General features: G+C 44.6%; 13 protein-coding genes and 1 riboswitch. Of the genes, 8 read left to right on the forward strand and 5 right to left on the reverse strand.

Annotation, left to right across the window (positions count from 1 at the left end):
- Nucleotides 1-12: 12 nt before the first annotated feature.
- The 8 genes from ACE1TF_RS12115 (at nucleotide 13) to ACE1TF_RS12150 (ending at nucleotide 10464) form a co-directional block, all read left to right on the forward strand.
- Nucleotides 13-2445 carry a heavy metal translocating P-type ATPase gene (locus ACE1TF_RS12115; RefSeq protein WP_375017054.1) on the forward strand — a complete coding sequence of 811 codons (2433 nt, stop codon included), beginning with the start codon at nucleotides 13-15 and terminating at the stop codon, nucleotides 2443-2445.
- Entirely contained in the window at nucleotides 2442-3266 is an 825-nt protein-coding gene (locus ACE1TF_RS12120; RefSeq protein ID WP_375017056.1) for a hypothetical protein, read from the forward strand. The genes ACE1TF_RS12115 and ACE1TF_RS12120 overlap by 4 nt, the downstream gene beginning before the upstream one ends.
- A 13-nt stretch (nucleotides 3267-3279) precedes the next feature.
- Nucleotides 3280-3564, forward strand: a complete 285-nt coding sequence (locus ACE1TF_RS12125) for a glutaredoxin family protein (RefSeq protein WP_375017058.1) — start codon at nucleotides 3280-3282, stop codon at nucleotides 3562-3564.
- A 1-nt stretch (nucleotide 3565) separates the two neighbouring features.
- On the forward strand, nucleotides 3566-3772 hold the full coding sequence (locus ACE1TF_RS12130; protein ID WP_042397487.1) for a copper ion binding protein: 207 nt from the start codon (nucleotides 3566-3568) through the stop codon (nucleotides 3770-3772).
- Between the two features lie 1582 nt (nucleotides 3773-5354).
- Nucleotides 5355-6260, forward strand: a complete 906-nt coding sequence (locus tag ACE1TF_RS12135) for a DoxX-like family protein (RefSeq protein WP_375017061.1) — start codon at nucleotides 5355-5357, stop codon at nucleotides 6258-6260.
- On the forward strand, nucleotides 6261-6860 hold the full coding sequence (locus tag ACE1TF_RS12140; RefSeq protein WP_375017064.1) for a DUF4166 domain-containing protein: 600 nt from the start codon (nucleotides 6261-6263) through the stop codon (nucleotides 6858-6860). It abuts the gene before it with no gap.
- Nucleotides 6861-7030: 170 nt separating this feature from the next.
- A complete protein-coding gene (locus ACE1TF_RS12145; protein ID WP_375017067.1) occupies nucleotides 7031-9781 on the forward strand; it encodes a 5'-nucleotidase C-terminal domain-containing protein in 2751 nt (916 codons plus the stop codon).
- Nucleotides 9782-10260: 479 nt separating this feature from the next.
- The gene (locus ACE1TF_RS12150; protein WP_375017070.1) at nucleotides 10261-10464 is read left to right on the forward strand and encodes a hypothetical protein; all 204 of its coding nucleotides are present in this window, start codon (nucleotides 10261-10263) and stop codon (nucleotides 10462-10464) included.
- Here ACE1TF_RS12150 and ACE1TF_RS12155 read toward each other — a convergent pair.
- The 5 genes from ACE1TF_RS12155 to ACE1TF_RS12175 all read right to left on the reverse strand — a co-directional run bounded on the left by ACE1TF_RS12155 (nucleotide 10454) and on the right by ACE1TF_RS12175 (nucleotide 15645).
- Complete coding sequence (locus ACE1TF_RS12155) at nucleotides 10454-11755, reverse strand: ABC transporter substrate-binding protein (RefSeq protein ID WP_375017073.1); 1302 nt, start codon at nucleotides 11753-11755, stop codon at nucleotides 10454-10456. The genes ACE1TF_RS12150 and ACE1TF_RS12155 overlap by 11 nt on opposite strands.
- 23 nt (nucleotides 11756-11778) lie before the next feature.
- A complete protein-coding gene (locus ACE1TF_RS12160) occupies nucleotides 11779-12588 on the reverse strand; it encodes a carbohydrate ABC transporter permease (protein WP_375017076.1) in 810 nt (269 codons plus the stop codon).
- A complete protein-coding gene (locus ACE1TF_RS12165) occupies nucleotides 12585-13466 on the reverse strand; it encodes a carbohydrate ABC transporter permease (RefSeq protein WP_042397491.1) in 882 nt (293 codons plus the stop codon). The genes ACE1TF_RS12160 and ACE1TF_RS12165 overlap by 4 nt, the downstream gene beginning before the upstream one ends.
- A 94-nt stretch (nucleotides 13467-13560) precedes the next feature.
- Entirely contained in the window at nucleotides 13561-15057 is a 1497-nt protein-coding gene (locus ACE1TF_RS12170; RefSeq protein ID WP_042397493.1) for a SulP family inorganic anion transporter, read from the reverse strand.
- A 12-nt stretch (nucleotides 15058-15069) separates the two neighbouring features.
- Nucleotides 15070-15645, reverse strand: coding sequence for a xanthine phosphoribosyltransferase (locus tag ACE1TF_RS12175; protein WP_042397494.1), 576 nt, complete (start codon nucleotides 15643-15645; stop codon nucleotides 15070-15072).
- A gap of 78 nt (nucleotides 15646-15723) precedes the next feature.
- Nucleotides 15724-15823: riboswitch (purine riboswitch) on the reverse strand.
- Between the last annotated feature and the right edge of the window lie 17 nt (nucleotides 15824-15840).

Consider the following 15840-nt stretch of genomic DNA (forward strand, 5'->3'; position numbering starts at 1 on the left):
GGAGGAAATGCGATGGCGAAGCAAGACATATCATTGCCGATACAAGGCATGACGTGTGCGGCATGTGCGAATCGAATTGAAAAAGGTTTACAACGTATGGACGGGGTAGACGACGCACATGTAAACTTTGCAGTCGAAAAAGCCAATGTCACGTATGATTCTGAACTAGTCGATGTTAAAGCGTTTGAAGATAAAATAGAAAAGCTCGGGTATCACGTGCAGCATGAGTCCATCACGTTTGATATTTCGGGTATGACGTGTGCGGCATGTGCAAGCCGGATTGAAAAGAAATTATCTAGAACAGACGGAGTAAACAAGGCGAGCGTCAATTTTGCGCTTGAGAACGTCACCGTTGACTACAATGAAGGGGTTGTCAACAAGCAAGGGCTTGTTGAATCTGTTGAGAAGATTGGTTATTCCTTGCACGAACAACAATCGAAAGAAGAAACCATTGATGCGAAAGAGAAAGAAATTCGCCACCAAACCGGGAAGTTTATTTTTGCAGCAATACTAACTTTACCGCTCCTTTGGACGATGGTGACGCATTTTGAATTTACTTCGTTCCTTTATATGCCAGAGATGTTTATGAACCCTTGGGTGCAACTCGCGCTCGCCGCTCCCGTTCAGTTTATCGCGGGTGCCCAGTTTTACGAAGGTGCCTACAAAGCGTTAAAAGGAAAAAGTGCGAACATGGACGTACTCATCGCGCTCGGTACGACAACCGCATTCTTTTATAGTATTTTCCTTGGGTATGAATGGCATGTCGGTGGGCAACAAGGAATGCCAGAGCTGTACTTCGAGGCAGCGGCGGTCATTATTACCCTCGTTATCCTAGGGAAATTGTTTGAAGAACGTGCGAAAGGCCGTACAGGAAAAGCAATTGAGAAACTGCTAAATATGCAAGCAAAAACAGCCATCGTCGTACGCGATGGCGAGGAAGTTGAAGTGGCTGTTGAAGACGTTGTTGTCGGTGATCGTGTGATCGTTCGGCCAGGAGAAAAGATTCCGGTAGATGGTACGATCCAAGCTGGAAGCTCAGCCGTTGATGAGTCGATGATTACCGGTGAGAGTATTCCTGTAGATAAGAACACAGGTGACTCGGTGATCGGTTCAACGGTGAATAAAAACGGAAGTTTAACGTTTGAAGCGACACGTGTCGGCAAAGATACGGCGCTCGCACAAATCGTTAAGGTTGTTGAAGATGCACAAGGCAGTAAAGCTGACATTCAACGCGTTGCTGACCGTGTATCTGGTGTATTTGTCCCGATTGTTGTCCTCATTGCCATCGGTTCATTCTTAACATGGTATTTCTTAATTGAACCAGGTGACGTTCGTTCAGCACTCGTGCCGTTAATTACGATTCTCGTGATTGCTTGTCCGTGTGCACTTGGCTTAGCGACACCAACGTCAATTATGGCTGGTTCAGGCCGAGCGGCGGAAATGGGTGTACTCTTTAAAGGTGGCGAACACCTTGAGAATACAAGGTCAGTAACAACGGTTGTTCTAGATAAAACAGGAACGATTACAAAAGGCGAACCTGAACTGACAGATGTTCGCGTTGCCGACGGGTTTAACGAAGCCGATATTTTACAAATGGTCGCCTCAGCTGAGAAAAGTTCAGAACATCCGTTGGCATCGGCCATTGTTAGAGGGATTGCAGCACGTAACATTTCGTTTGACAATCCTGATACGTTTGAGGCATTGCCTGGTGCTGGAATTAGCGCAACGGTTCAAGGCAAGCAAGTGTTGGTCGGAACGAGAAAGCTTATGCGTGAACAAAGCGTCGATCTACAGTTCTTCCAAGCAGAAATGGAACAGTTTGAATCCGACGGCAAAACCGCGATGTTAATTGCCGTTGATGATGAACTCGCTGGTGTCATTGCTGTCGCAGATACGATCAAAGAAACGTCAGTTGATGCGATCGAACGGATGCAAGACCTCGGTCTGGAAGTCATTATGCTAACGGGAGACAATGAACGTACTGCACAAGCGATTGGGAAACAAGTAGGCATCGATCGTGTGATCGCAGAAGTCGTTCCTGAACAAAAAGCGAAAGAAATTGAAAAGCTACAAGCAAAAGATAAGTATGTCGCGATGGTCGGGGATGGCATTAACGATGCACCTGCACTTGCGGTTAGTGATATCGGTATGGCGATTGGTACAGGAACCGACATTGCCATTGAAGCGTCTGACGTGACATTAATGCGCGGGGACCTTCACAGTGTGGCCGACAGTTTTGTGATTAGTAACAAGACGATGCGCAACATTAAGCAAAACTTGTTCTTCGCGTTTTTCTATAACTCTGTCGGGATACCCGTTGCAGCAGCAGGCTTACTTGCGCCTTGGGTCGCAGGAGCGGCAATGGCCTTTAGTTCCGTAAGTGTTGTCGGGAACGCACTTCGTTTACAGCGCATGTCGTTTAAAGGAGTGAAACGTTCATCATGAAAATCAAAACGTGGGTTATCAGTGGACTCGTTTACTTGACCATTGTCGTTGTCGGTTATGCGGTTATTACCGGAAATTCGGTCATTGACGGTGGAGATCATGGGGAACATGAAGCACAAGCCGCTGAAATTGAGGAGGAAAATGATATGAATGAACATGCTCATCACAATCATCATGGGTCTACCGAGTCAGAAGTTGAAGTCATTGTGGATCAAAACGATCAACAAATTACGGTAACGGTGCAAGACGCGGATGGAAACGCTCCGGCATTAGCGGTTCATCATGAGAAGGAAATGCATATGATCGCTGTTTCAAACGACTTAGCAACGTACCACCATCTGCATCCGGAGAGTGTGGAAGATGGCGTATACAAAGTGGACCATTCGTTCGCTCCTGGAACGTACCGAATCTTTGTTGATATTTCTCCTGAACACTTGGGCTACAAACCAGAACCGATCGACGTTCAAGTCGGCGATGTGATGACGAGTGAAGCAAACTTAACCCCAGATGCAGATCTTGTGAAAAGTGTTGACGGGAAAGAAGTCGAGCTAGAAATCGATGGTCTACAGTCAGGTGACGTCACTACGCTAACGTTTAACTCAGAAGAACAGGACACGCTCGAGCCGTACCTCGGTGCCCTCGGCCACGTCGTCGTCATCGACGAGGCTGGTGAACAATTTATTCATGTCCATCCTGTTGCTGATGATGAGACGGTTTTTGAAGCTCACTTTGATCAACCAGGCAATTACAAATTGTGGGCAGAATTTAAGTTTGAAGATGCAGGAGTCATTGCTTTTCCTTACGTGATTGACGTTCAGTAACGGAGGCGTAAATATGTATCAATTAACAATTTATACACGGCCAATGTGTTCAGATTGTGCGAAGTTAAAAGAAGATCTTGCACGAGTGAACATCAGTTTTATTGAAAAAGATCTCGAACAACAACCAGAACAAGAGCAAGTGCTGAAGAAGAAAACCGGAACAAGAATTGTTCCGGGGGTTGTGTTTAAGGAAAAGGGAATACTAAACCAATTAAAAAAGCCGATTGTTTTTACCGGTTATGAGCAAAACGAAAATAAAATTCAACCATTCATCCAACAAATGAGTAAGGAGGATTAATATGAACACGATCGAACTAAAAGTTACTGGCATGTCTTGTGGACATTGCGTTTCGTCAATCGAAAACGGTGTTGGCTCAAAAGAAGGTGTCGATTCTGTAAACGTTGACTTAGAGAAAGGGCTCGTGACGATTTCTTTTGATGCAAGTCAAGTTCAAGAAGCAGATCTAAAAGATACCGTTGAAGATCTAGGTTATGATGTAGCGTAACGAAAAGGCAAGGAGAGCGCACCCGTTCTTCTTGCCTTTTTCTTATGTTGTGTGTAGATGAGTTAGGGACTGAGCGTCGATCTATCGGCTGAATTTTATTCGTTCGGTTTATCTTCGGCACCAGAGGTGCCGAAGGTTGGTAGCTCTTGAGGTTTACATGATTAAAACACGGTTTAAGTTCGGTTTAGAAACGAACGTTTATCGATCCACCAGTATCTGGAAAAAATCATCGTTTTTATGCGATATAGATCGCTAACATCCTAAATATGAGACTGCCATCGCCACCTGCGGTGCCGAAATCAATGAAAAGCGATCTATATAAGTTGAGCGAAAGAACTTCATTGAATCGGATGACCGAGTTGGGCCTTTGCGGGTGAGTGCTTGCATATTGCGTGTTGAAATTCTTCTCATTGCACATCGACAACTTCGTTGTCGATCGTTTTTCGTCACTGCAAGGGTTGCGGGCAAAACGAAAAACGTTTGCCTAAGGGTAAAAAGTTGGGACCGAGGGTCACCACCTAGCACAAGCATGTGACGGCCGGTCACGTATGTGACAATCCAGCCTTCAAACCGGGCACTTTCGGCACGCAACTGTCACAAATCGCACGATTTGTGACAGTTGACACCGTTTATGTGCGCATTCACGTTTAAAAACATGATTTTTCTTTCTCAAATGTCACTTAAATGAATATATGGGGCAATTTGGACTTCTTTCCACACACCGTAGCCAGGAGGCAGAAACGTGAACCGATGTCGTCCTTGTATTCTGGAGTTCAAAGAAAACACGGGGGACGTCTTTTGGGGGTCACTACCAGCGCAGTGAGAGCTGATGTTGCACTTGTGCTCTGGACTACAAGCATCCGACTATAGTTGAAAGCAACAACAAGCTACCGAATTAGAAATATGTTACGTTCATTCTATATCGATCACTAATCTCCTGATCATTCCCAGATGTGATTCAGCTATATAAGTTGAACTAAAGAATTTCTTCACGAACGAATGGTAGACCAACCGTTAAAGCCTAAAGTTCATCGACTTTGAGATCAATCGTCATCGGTTACAATAGACGTAGAAAAGATGGGTATCTACTGCTATTGGACTCCAAAGTGTACGGATCGAGTTGAATACCAATATTGAGCAACCCCAGTTCAGCGACGTCGTCTATTCAGGACCGTTGATTGGAACGAAAGGCGGTGATTCCTGCGGAAGAAGGGCCGAGACGAGACCCCGCAGGTCGTTAGACCGAGGAGGCTCTGCCGGTCCTCCGCGGTCAAGTAGACACAGCGAACACAAGCGGCAGCGCCGGGTGAGATGATGTCGCACTTATACTCCGGAGTACAAGCATCCGCCTGCAGTGGAAAGCAACAAACTCTGCAATTAGGAAAATGTTAAGTTCAATCTATATAGAAGTGTTTGTGAGCAAACATCACGGCAACGTCGGTACTTATCGCTCAGCACAATGAGGAAGCGAGCATGAAGGGCTGAGTCATTTATAGTACTGTTCAACTGATATAGAAAATTCGAGATGTAAAAGGCGTAACTTTACAAATAGTGGTATGTTGGAAGGAGGGAGGTGGAAATTGTGAAAAGGAAACCTGTTTATGTTGAGACGAACATTGATACCGATATGGATACATTGTGGCACACTACTCAAGAGCCGAATCTGCATGAGAGGTGGGATTTGAGGTTTACACACATAGATTATGACGAGAAACAGCCACATAATGATCAAGCTTCATTTACTTACGAAACGAAACTTGCATTTGGATTAAAGGTGAAAGGCAGAGGCATGGCGACAGGAGATGTTACTGGAGATGATGGCAAGAGAACATCGGGTTTGCAATTTTCGAGTGAAATGCCGATCTCTTTAATAAAAAAAGGGCGCGGGTATTGGCAGTATGAAGATACTGGGGAGGGGATTCGCTTTCTTACCCAATATGATTATTCCGTTCGTTTTGGCTTTTTCGGGAAAATGATTGACCGCATCATGTTTCGTCCGATTATCGGTTGGGCGACTGCTTGGAGTTTCGACGCAATGAAGATTTGGTTAGAGAAGAGTATTCCACCGGAACAAACATTGCAAAAACTGAAGATTCATTCAATCATTTGTATTGCGCTTTTTATCATTTTTTTCTACCAAGGTCTCGTTCCAAAACTACTATTTCCTGAAACCGGTGAATTGGACCTCGTCTCAGCGGTTTCGTTCATACACGGCTTTGAACGCGAAGTCGTTGCGATTATTGGCAGCGCACAAATCTTATGGGCGGTGTTGTTTTTGCTGCCGGTCAACAAAAAGGTGATGTTCACTGTGACAGCCATACTTATGGTCGTCCTCGGAGGGGCTGCAGTTAGCGCTAATACGGGAGTGTTGTTAAACGAACCATTTAATATGGTTACGTTAAACGTTGGTGTAATCGCTCTGACATTCATTGGTTGGGTGAATCTTAACGGTGTTGCTCGAGCGAGACGAAACAAACGGAGGCCATAAATGAACGTGAAATCAATATATGAACAAGCCATCGGTGCACGATTTGAGCAATTGCATCCATTGCTTAAGAAGAAATATGGAAAACAATTAGGTACGCTTACAGCAACGGGTACAATGAATCACATTCGAGGGTCGGTCGTCTATCGGCCGGTTGCCCGTATATTTGCAAGGGATGATTTTTTATTTCCTGAAAGAGGAAGGAACGTACCATTCACGATTACGAACACGTATCACCTGTCGCCGCAAGTTGTCGATTGGGATCGTACCTTTTATTTTCAAAAAAATGTGCGAACGTTTTTTGCACGAATGTATTGGGATACGTCGAGTGAGCAAATTCTTGATCGACTTGGTCGGTCAGGAAGGTTTATGCAACCATTAGCGTTTACGGTCACCTCAAATGGAGCGCTACTCATCACCTCTGAACAAAGTTTCATACGATTGTTCGGTCGGTATGTAAAATTGCCAAAGCGAATGAGTGCAAAAGTGAATGTATATGAGGAAGCGATTGACGATGAACACATTCATATATTTGTTCATATTACGCTCATCGGTACAGTCATGATGTATGAAGGCGTTGCAACAATAGTTGAACAAAAGTGACCATTGTTGTAATGAAGTTTACTCATAGGAAAAAGGAACAACGTTTCTACAAGGACGATCCTCTTGATTGTCACAATATCGCAAAATTTTACACAGAATTTACGGAGGATCCATCATTTTTTGTTATTGTTGGGATACTTACAATCTATGAAAAAGAAAGGGAGTATCTCATGAAGTATAGGTTTAGAAAAGGGCTAGGAGTTTCTGCAGGGGTGTTGGTCGCATCAGCAATTCTCGTGCCTACGATTGATGCAGATTCACCAGAGCAGATTCGGATTCTTCATACGAATGACATTCATGCTTCTTTTGATCATTATGCAAAAGCGTCTGCTTATATCCAAGATGTAAGACAAACCGATGATCACGTATTGTATATGGATGCTGGTGACTATGCGAGCGGGAATCCTGTCGTTGACTTGAACTTTGGGATTCCAATGGTGGATGTGTTTAACGCAGCAGAACTTGACGTGCTTACGATCGGTAATCATGAATTTGACTACGGACAGGACCACCTGATCAACAATATGGACTCGTCGGATTTCCCGTGGCTTGGGGCGAATGTTGATACGTTAGATACGGGTGTTGAAAACCCTGAACCGTATGAATTGTTTGATGTTAACGGAACGACAGTTGGTGTATTAGGAATCACGCAAGCGCCTCCTGCAACAGCACCAGGTAATGTTGAGGGGATGGCATTTGAATCTGATTATGCTGCAGTTGCAAATGAGTACCAAGAAGAACTCGAACGCGAAGCCGACGTCATCGTTGCCCTCACACATATCGGAGTGAATGCAGACGTCGCGCTTGCTGAAGATGTTGATTATTTTGACTTGATTATTGGCGGTCACTCCCATACAACACTTCAAGAGCCTCGTGTTGTGAATGGCACGCCAATCCTCCAAGCAGGTGCGAATTTGAGTCACGTCGGGGATGCGGTCCTTACGCTTAATAATGGCGAGGTTACAAATGTCGAAGCTGAGCTCATTTCCGTAGACACATTAGAAGAAGTGGATGAGAATGTGCAGCCGATAATTGATCAGTACAATGATGAAATGGACGAAATACTAGGTGAAGTCATTGGCTATTCAGAGAACGGGCTTTCGCGTGATGGCAGGTTTAATGGGGATGCTCCTCTCGGCAACTTTTGGACAGATGCGATGCGTTCGCTCGGAGACGCTGATATTGCGTTTACAAACAACGGGGGGATACGAGATAGCATTCCGAGCGGTGATGTAACGTTAAATGAGATCTATACGATTGAACCGTTTGCCAATGAGATTATGCTCATTGAAATGACAGGCGAGGCGATTGAAAATGTGTTGGAGTATTCGTATTCTAGAGATCAAAGAAACCAGATTGATCTACAAGTATCAGGGATGGAATACGAAATTGTCACCGGAATGACAGGCAACTATTTAGACACGCAAATGACGATCGATGGTGAGCCGGTCGATGAACAGGCGACGTATACGGTTGCCGTTGCGGATTATATCGGTACTGGCGGGTCTGGATATGAATTCGAAGGTGAAGTAATTTCAGAAACGATTGGACTCATGACGGATGCGATGACCCAATGGGCACGTAGTCTTACCGATGCCGGAGAAACGCTCGATTATGAGCAAGAAGGTAGAATTAGTATCACCATTGATCCAGAAGGGCCGTTGCCAGGAACGATCATCGGTGCTACAGAAACGGGTCTGTATTCAGCAAACAAGCGTCTGCAAGACACAGGGATCGGTAATTTGTACACAGATAGCCTTATCGAACGTACCGATGCTGAAATTGCCATGCTGAATGGTTCATCTGTGACTGGGCAAATTCCTCCGGGTGAAATTACGGATGAGCAGATTGAATCGCTAGATGCGTTTGGAAACGAGATCGTACTCGTTGAAGCGACGGGGGAACGAATTGAAGGAATGATTCTTGAGCAGTCGAATTATCACCAAGGCGTCGACTTGCAAATTGCTGGTCTCAACTATACGTTGATTCCTGCGGAATCAGGCAATGGGTTTGATGATATTCACATTGAACGCGTCAATGGTGAGCCGTTTATAGACGATGAGCAGTATACGGTTGCTTATAATGACTTCATGCATGCGAATAGCTTTTATAATCTTGGTGACGAGCTTGATAGTTTCGGACCGGTATGGCAAGCGGTCGTTGACTTTGTAACCGACTACGATGGATCGATTAACTATGAAGAAGGCTCCCGCATCTCGATTGAAGGTTTAGACGTTGAACCAGATCCGTCAGGAGCGGTTAGTGTACAAGAGGCACTGGAGAACAATCAAGGAATTCGAAATGTGAGAGGATACATTGTCGGGAGCATTAACAATCAAGAAGTGATCCTTGGTGAAGGAGTGCACGCACCGTCGAATCTACTTTTAGCGGACGATCCGAGTGAAACGGATCGAGAGAAAATGCTACCTGTGCAACTCGTCAACAATACACCGGTTAGACATGGGTTGAACCTCGTTTCACATCCAGAGCACGTAGGTGAGCATGTGACGATTACCGGTGAACTGGATACGTATTTTGGAACGCCGGGCATGAGGAGTCCAACTGGATATGAGTGGGTCACCGAGTCGGGGCCGGGGCCTGAGTGTGTGTATGAAGAATGGTCAGATCAGGTTGTATATACGGCTGGCGACCGAGTTTCACATGAAGGGAACACGTATGAAGCGAAATGGTGGACGACGGGTGAAAATCCGACCCAATCAGGAACTTGGGACGTTTGGCAACTAGTAAAAGACTGCCAAGATGAAGAAGAAGGTGTACAGGTTTGGGGGGAGACGATCACGTATTATGCTGGAGATGTCGTTTCATACGAAGGGAATTTGTATGAGGCGAAATGGTGGACCCGTGGAGAGAAACCAACAGATTCGGATGAGTGGGACGTTTGGAAACGGATCGACGGTTAAATAGCAAAACGCTCTGGAGTACACTCCAGAGCGTTTTTTAGGCTGAGTATCTTGCAAAAATGCTCATTTAGGTGGCTATGCTCGTCAGTCTTTTTAAGACGTATTGATGTTGGTCTCCCCAGCTTTTCCAGACGCTTTTTCAAAGGATGAAAGTAGATATGACTTTCTTAATCGTGGCGTGACCGCTCCGTTCGTTTGCTGTTATTCAGATCTATATAAGTTTAACTAAAGAATTTCTTCAAGAACCAGCGGTAAGCTTGGTAAAGTGGAAACTGTGCGCGAGTTGAGACCAAACTGTTCTCAAGTTGGGAAACATCGAAGGAAAAGCGGTATATTCCTATAAACTAGGTAACAGAATGAGCGAACTCGGTAACAGATCACAAGTTTACGTGCACATCCCCGCCCCGTAGTACCCACAAGACGTCGGCGCGGATCGTGTCGAACCGAGTCCGATTTGGGTTCGGACAGGGTGCTCGCTTATGGGCATTGAATCTGCGCTCCAGTTGGACCAAACTGCGCGCAAGTTTATCGGAATGAACGCCAATATTGCTAAACTAGGCAAACTTGAGCGCAAAATAGCACTCAGCACCGCCCCAACAACTAACAGCGCAAATCAGGAAAATCTTAAGTCCATTCTATATAGTAAACCATTTTTAGAAAGTGTCGTTGCTGTTAATTTATAATCGTGTTGATTTCTGACTCCAATTCAGTTAAAGCATCTTCTGCGCTCATCCCTTCATGCATTCGCTCAAGCGATATCATGATTTGTTCTCGCACTTCTGGAAATGCATCCATGAGTGCCCCTTGTGTGGCAGGAGAAGGGGTCGTATTTTGCAACTGTTCCACCGATGTTAAAAATTGCGGGAATTCTTCATAGAGTTTTTCTAAAACCGGTTCATGATAAGCGGCGGTGTGGACAGGAAAATATCCAGTTGCCGCTGACCATTCTGCTTGCACGTCAGGTTGGACAGTGTACTTAACGAATTCCCAAGCGGCTTCTTGGACTTCTTCAGGAATGTCCGCCATCATCCATACGGAAGCTCCACCAACGATAACACCCTCTGGGTCTTGACCATCTGGGTACGGGATTGCCGCTGTGCCCACTTCAAAGTCTGGTGACGTAATATTGTCATACGTAGCTGCTGTTGAATCAAGGTACATCGCAACATCTTCTGCAATGAAAGCAGCGCGAATGTCATCCCACGTTCTGCCGAAGTTTCCGAGAGTGCCATCCGCAATCATTTCTTCAATCCACGTGTAAATGGCGAGCCCTTCTTCACCATTAATAAACGTTTCGCTAGGATTACCAGCACGACCGTTTTCTTCGTTCACAAGTTCGGCGCCTTGGTTGGCGAGCAATTGCTCAATAAACCATCCGTAAATGAGTAGGGAAAACCCGTACGTATCTCCATCCGTTAGTTGTTCAGCGAATTCTTGTACTTCACTAAATGTTTGGGGTGGGTCTTCAGGGTCTAATCCTGCTTCTTCAAAAAGATCTTTGTTGTAAAACATTAAGGCGTTGGACGTGTTAAAAGGCATCGAGTACAGTTCATCTTCGTACTGATAGTAGCTAAGAATATTCTCTTCAAGTGTTGATACATCAAACCCATCATCATCTATAAACGTTTGCATCGGCTCTGCAAACCCAGAATCAATCATATAGCGCGTGCCGACTTCAAAAACTTGCATGAGCGCAGGTGCATCGGGCGTTCCCGCTAACTGTCGTATTTGGGTGAGGGCTTCTTCATAACTGCCTTGATAATTGGCCTGTACATAGATGTCATCTTGGGATTCATTAAAATCATCGGCCATTGCTCCCACCGCTTCTCCTGCAGAGCCTCCAAGTGCGTACCAAAAATCGACGATAATTCGATCATCTTCTGTGTAAGCAATGTCTGATGTTTGACCACTACATCCTGCAGCAATCAATGCAGGAATGGATAGAGCTGTCATTAAACGCTTTTTATCTCTCATCTAAATCCCCCTTAAAAAAATGATTATCCTTTCAATGCTCCTGACGTCAAACCTCGTTGAATGTGTTTGATGCCAATAAACAATAAAAGCAACGTCGGTATCAAAATAATGACGACCGCGGCCATGACCATGCTCCAGTTCGTAGAAGCTTCTTGAGAGATCATCATGTTAATGCCAATTTGAATCGTTCTTACGGTCGTATCACTCGTGACAAGCAGTGGCCACAAATACATGTTCCACGTCGTTAAAAACCCGTAAACCCCAAGAGCAACAAGGACGGGTTTGGACAACGGTAAGGCAAATGAACGGTAAAAGCGAAAGCGACTACACCCATCGATCTCTGCAGATTCATACAATTCTTTTGGGATGGTCATAAAATGTTGTCTGAGTAAAAAGATGCCAAATGCTGTAGCTAGAAACGGTAGCGTTAATGCTTGGTACGTATTTAGCCAGCCTGCATTCAAAATCGTTACGTAATTGGGGACAACTGTTGATTCCCAAGGAACAAGTAGCGTTGAAATAAATAAAAAGAAGAAAAAAAACCGACCTTTAAACGGGATGAACACAATCGCGAAAGCCGCTAGACTGCAAAGAACGAGTTGCCCGATTGTTACGCTAACACTTACGATCAAACTGTTAATTAAAAACCGAAACAGCGGGATGGAAGCAAATGCTTGCACATAACTATTGAAATTAAAACTTTCTGGAATGTAGACGCCACGATGTAACTCTCCCGAGTTTAAAAAGCTCGCAAGCAAGGCAAATAATAACGGGAAGGTGAGTAAAAACGCTGAGATAACGAGTAAAACATAGAGAAAAATTTTTCGTTTCATTGATAGTGCACCCGCCTCTCACCGAACTTAAATTGTAAAAAGGTGACGAGTAGTATGATGAAAAATAAGATGACTGCTTGTGAGCTAGCTGTTCCAAAGCGTGCGAACTCAAAAGCTTCTCTGTAAATGGAGTACACAATGACGTTCGTCGATTGGTTCGGTCCCCCACCTGTAAGGATATGAATTTGCCCAAATGATTGAAAAGAGTTAATGAGTGTAATGGTCGACACGAAAAATAATGTCGGTGAAAGCATCGGAATCGTAATTTTGAACAATCGCTGAAAATATCCAGCCCCATCAATTTTGCTGCTGTCGTATAGTTCATCAGAAATGTTTTGCAAACCACCAAGTAAGATAATGAAACAAATGCCGACGTTCATCCAAACAGTCGTAATCGCCACAGAATAGATGGCATACGTCGAAGATGTGAGCCAAGGAATGCCTTCAGCTCCGAAAAATCGTAAAAACTCATTGAAAACACCGAGACTCGGATGAAACAGAAACAGCCAAATGGCTGCGCCAGCGGCAACGGACACGCCCATCGTTGAGGAGAATAACACCCGAAAGAAAGCGATGCCTTTAAGCTTTTCGTTGCCAAGTACCGCTAAATAGAGAGCAAGCACAACGGTTGTTGGCACGGTGAGAAGTGTAAAAATGAATGTGCTCTTCATACTTTGGATGAACTGAGAGGATTGCATCCATTGCCAATAGTTTTCAAGACCGACAAATGAAAGTACTTCACCTCTTGGGCTCGTCTCCGACAAACTGTAGATGACTGTCATTATCATCGGGTAAAATAAGAATATTCCGAGAATTACGAGTGCAGGAAGCATATACAACATCGCTTCCCCAAAGTTTTTCCATTCGTTTCTACGCATAGACCATTCTCCTTATGTGAGCATAAAAAACCATAGAGACGATATCCTCACATCATCTCTATGGTTGTTCACATCCCATTTATTCATAAATGTTTTAGATTTGTACAATTCTCTTTCGTTTCGCCTGTATCGCATAATACCCAAAGAAGAGTACGAGTAGAAAATAGGCCATTGTAAAACTAGGGGCAGCGTTTACGGAAAGCTCTGGCGCATGGGTGAATCCAAAGAATGATAACAGCGCGCCGATACCGCTATAAATGGTTGCATGGGCAAACTTATGATCAATAATAAATACAGTGAGTGCACCGAGCACAATACCTGTAAACATCGCCCCTTGGCCAAGCGGTAGCAATCCAAGCGAAATGCTTTCCATCACTTCTGGAGCATCATTTTGAAAGCGAGTCATAATGTAATTGGCCACGTAAGGTAAGATGGCAATCACAACGGCAGGATAATATTTCTTTGCGTTCGAATGAAAAGCAGTGGCGAGCATCGAGACGCCTGCAAAAACGAGAATGGGGGCAACGGCTGCGGTTGGAATAACAGAAGAAAGAGCCCCAATTAAGCCGAATACAGCCGCTATCGCAAACACAATGCCGTTTAATAAGCTGTAGCCACGTCCCGCTCCCATCCATTTAGAGCCAATGGAAGCAACATAAACGGTCGTCGGAAACACGCCCCCAAAAAATGTGCCTAGTATCGTTCCACCACCATCAACAGCTTGGCATTCTCGCACATCATAGCGATCCCCCTCAGCAGCCATAGCCGCCGTGTTGTTCATCGTCTCAATGGCGTTGTAAAGTGTAATCGGTAAGATGATCGCTAGTAAACCGACGAATGTTGTAAACAATGCTTGAAAACCAAAGAATACGTCCAATGTAGGAATAAATGGATAAAATCCGACATGAGCGAGTGCGTCCTGAACTTCAGCAACCGTAATTTCACCGATTGAAAAAGCGAGTAACGTTCCGACGATAATCGCAAATAAGGAGGACGGGATACGAAATGGAAGCATTACTTTTCCAAGGACGCCCATAAGAATAATAAAGAGGGCAACAAGTCCGACCATTGGAACCGCAAAGATTTCAAACAGCATCTCACCAGCAATAAAGGTGAGCGCAACGCCGGCGAGAGCGCCGAGCATCGCTGGTTTTGGCAAGTGTTTCGTTAACCAATTTCCACTTAGAGAAATGATTACTTCGATTAAGCCGCTAAGCAAACAGGCAGCAAGTCCAATCCGAAAAGCCAACTCCGCATTTCCACCGGTAAGTGTATACGCAGGGGCGAGTACACCGAAAAGAAAAACAAACATAACTGGCGTACTAATTCCATAAGCCATCGCTGTTACGTCCGTGCGATTTTCTTTAACCGCCAACCGTTTTGCTTGCTGGGCATAATATAGATTGCCAGCAATAACCGCTATTGCAGCACCAGGGATGACTTTCCCAAACACAATATCGGCAGGAAAGCCGATGGCAAGCATCGTTGCTGAGATAATGACGAAGTTCGCAAGATTGTTTTGGAAGAGGGCAAAAAAAGCATCGATGTCTTGTCTTTTGAAAAGTGGGTACTGCACAGTTTGGTGTGTCAAAACAAAAGCTCCTTATTGTGGGATGAATTGGATGTTGTCTTTGTCTAAAGAAGCAATTCTTGCTAACGATTCCACACGGTAGTGCTGTTCGGTTAGTTTATCGCGCCCAGGTTGGAACGATTTTTCGATGACAATGGCGATCGCAGTAACTGTAGCTCCAGCTTGTTCAACAACTTGGCATAAACCTAATGCCGCTTCACCATTCGCTAAGAAATCGTCGACAATAACGATGTGGTCATCCGCATGTAGAAATGATTTAGAGATCGTAATCGTTCTTGAAACTTGTTTCGTAAATGAGTAGACCTCTGCTGTGTACACAGAGTCATCCATCGTAATCGATTTTTGCTTTCTCGCAAACACCATATCTACTCCGTAATGTTTCGCGAGCATAAGTGCAGGGGCAATCCCCGAAGATTCTAATGTGACAATTTTCGTAACGGGTGCGTCACCTAGGCGATGTTTCCATTCTTTAGCCATCCCGTCCATTAACTCTGGATCAACTTGATGGTTTAAGAAAGCGTCAACTTTCAGAACGCCTGTCCCTAAAGTTGTTCCGTCAGTTTTAATTCTGTCTTCTAGTTGCTTCATTTGTCTAAAACCCCCGAAGTGCTTCATGAACAAAAAAAGCGACTTGTGTGCACAAAAGTGAACACAAGTCGCCAAAAAAGCACGATAATGTTCACTCGTAGTCAGGAAATTACGGTTTCCTGGTAGAGACTTGCAAGCCAATCCTTGCGGTTATACGAGTGGTAGATATTTTAGAATTATAACGTATCCACGATC

This window comes from Geomicrobium sp. JSM 1781026 (genome assembly GCF_041949955.1).
Classification (GTDB): domain Bacteria; phylum Bacillota; class Bacilli; order Bacillales; family Marinococcaceae; genus Geomicrobium_A.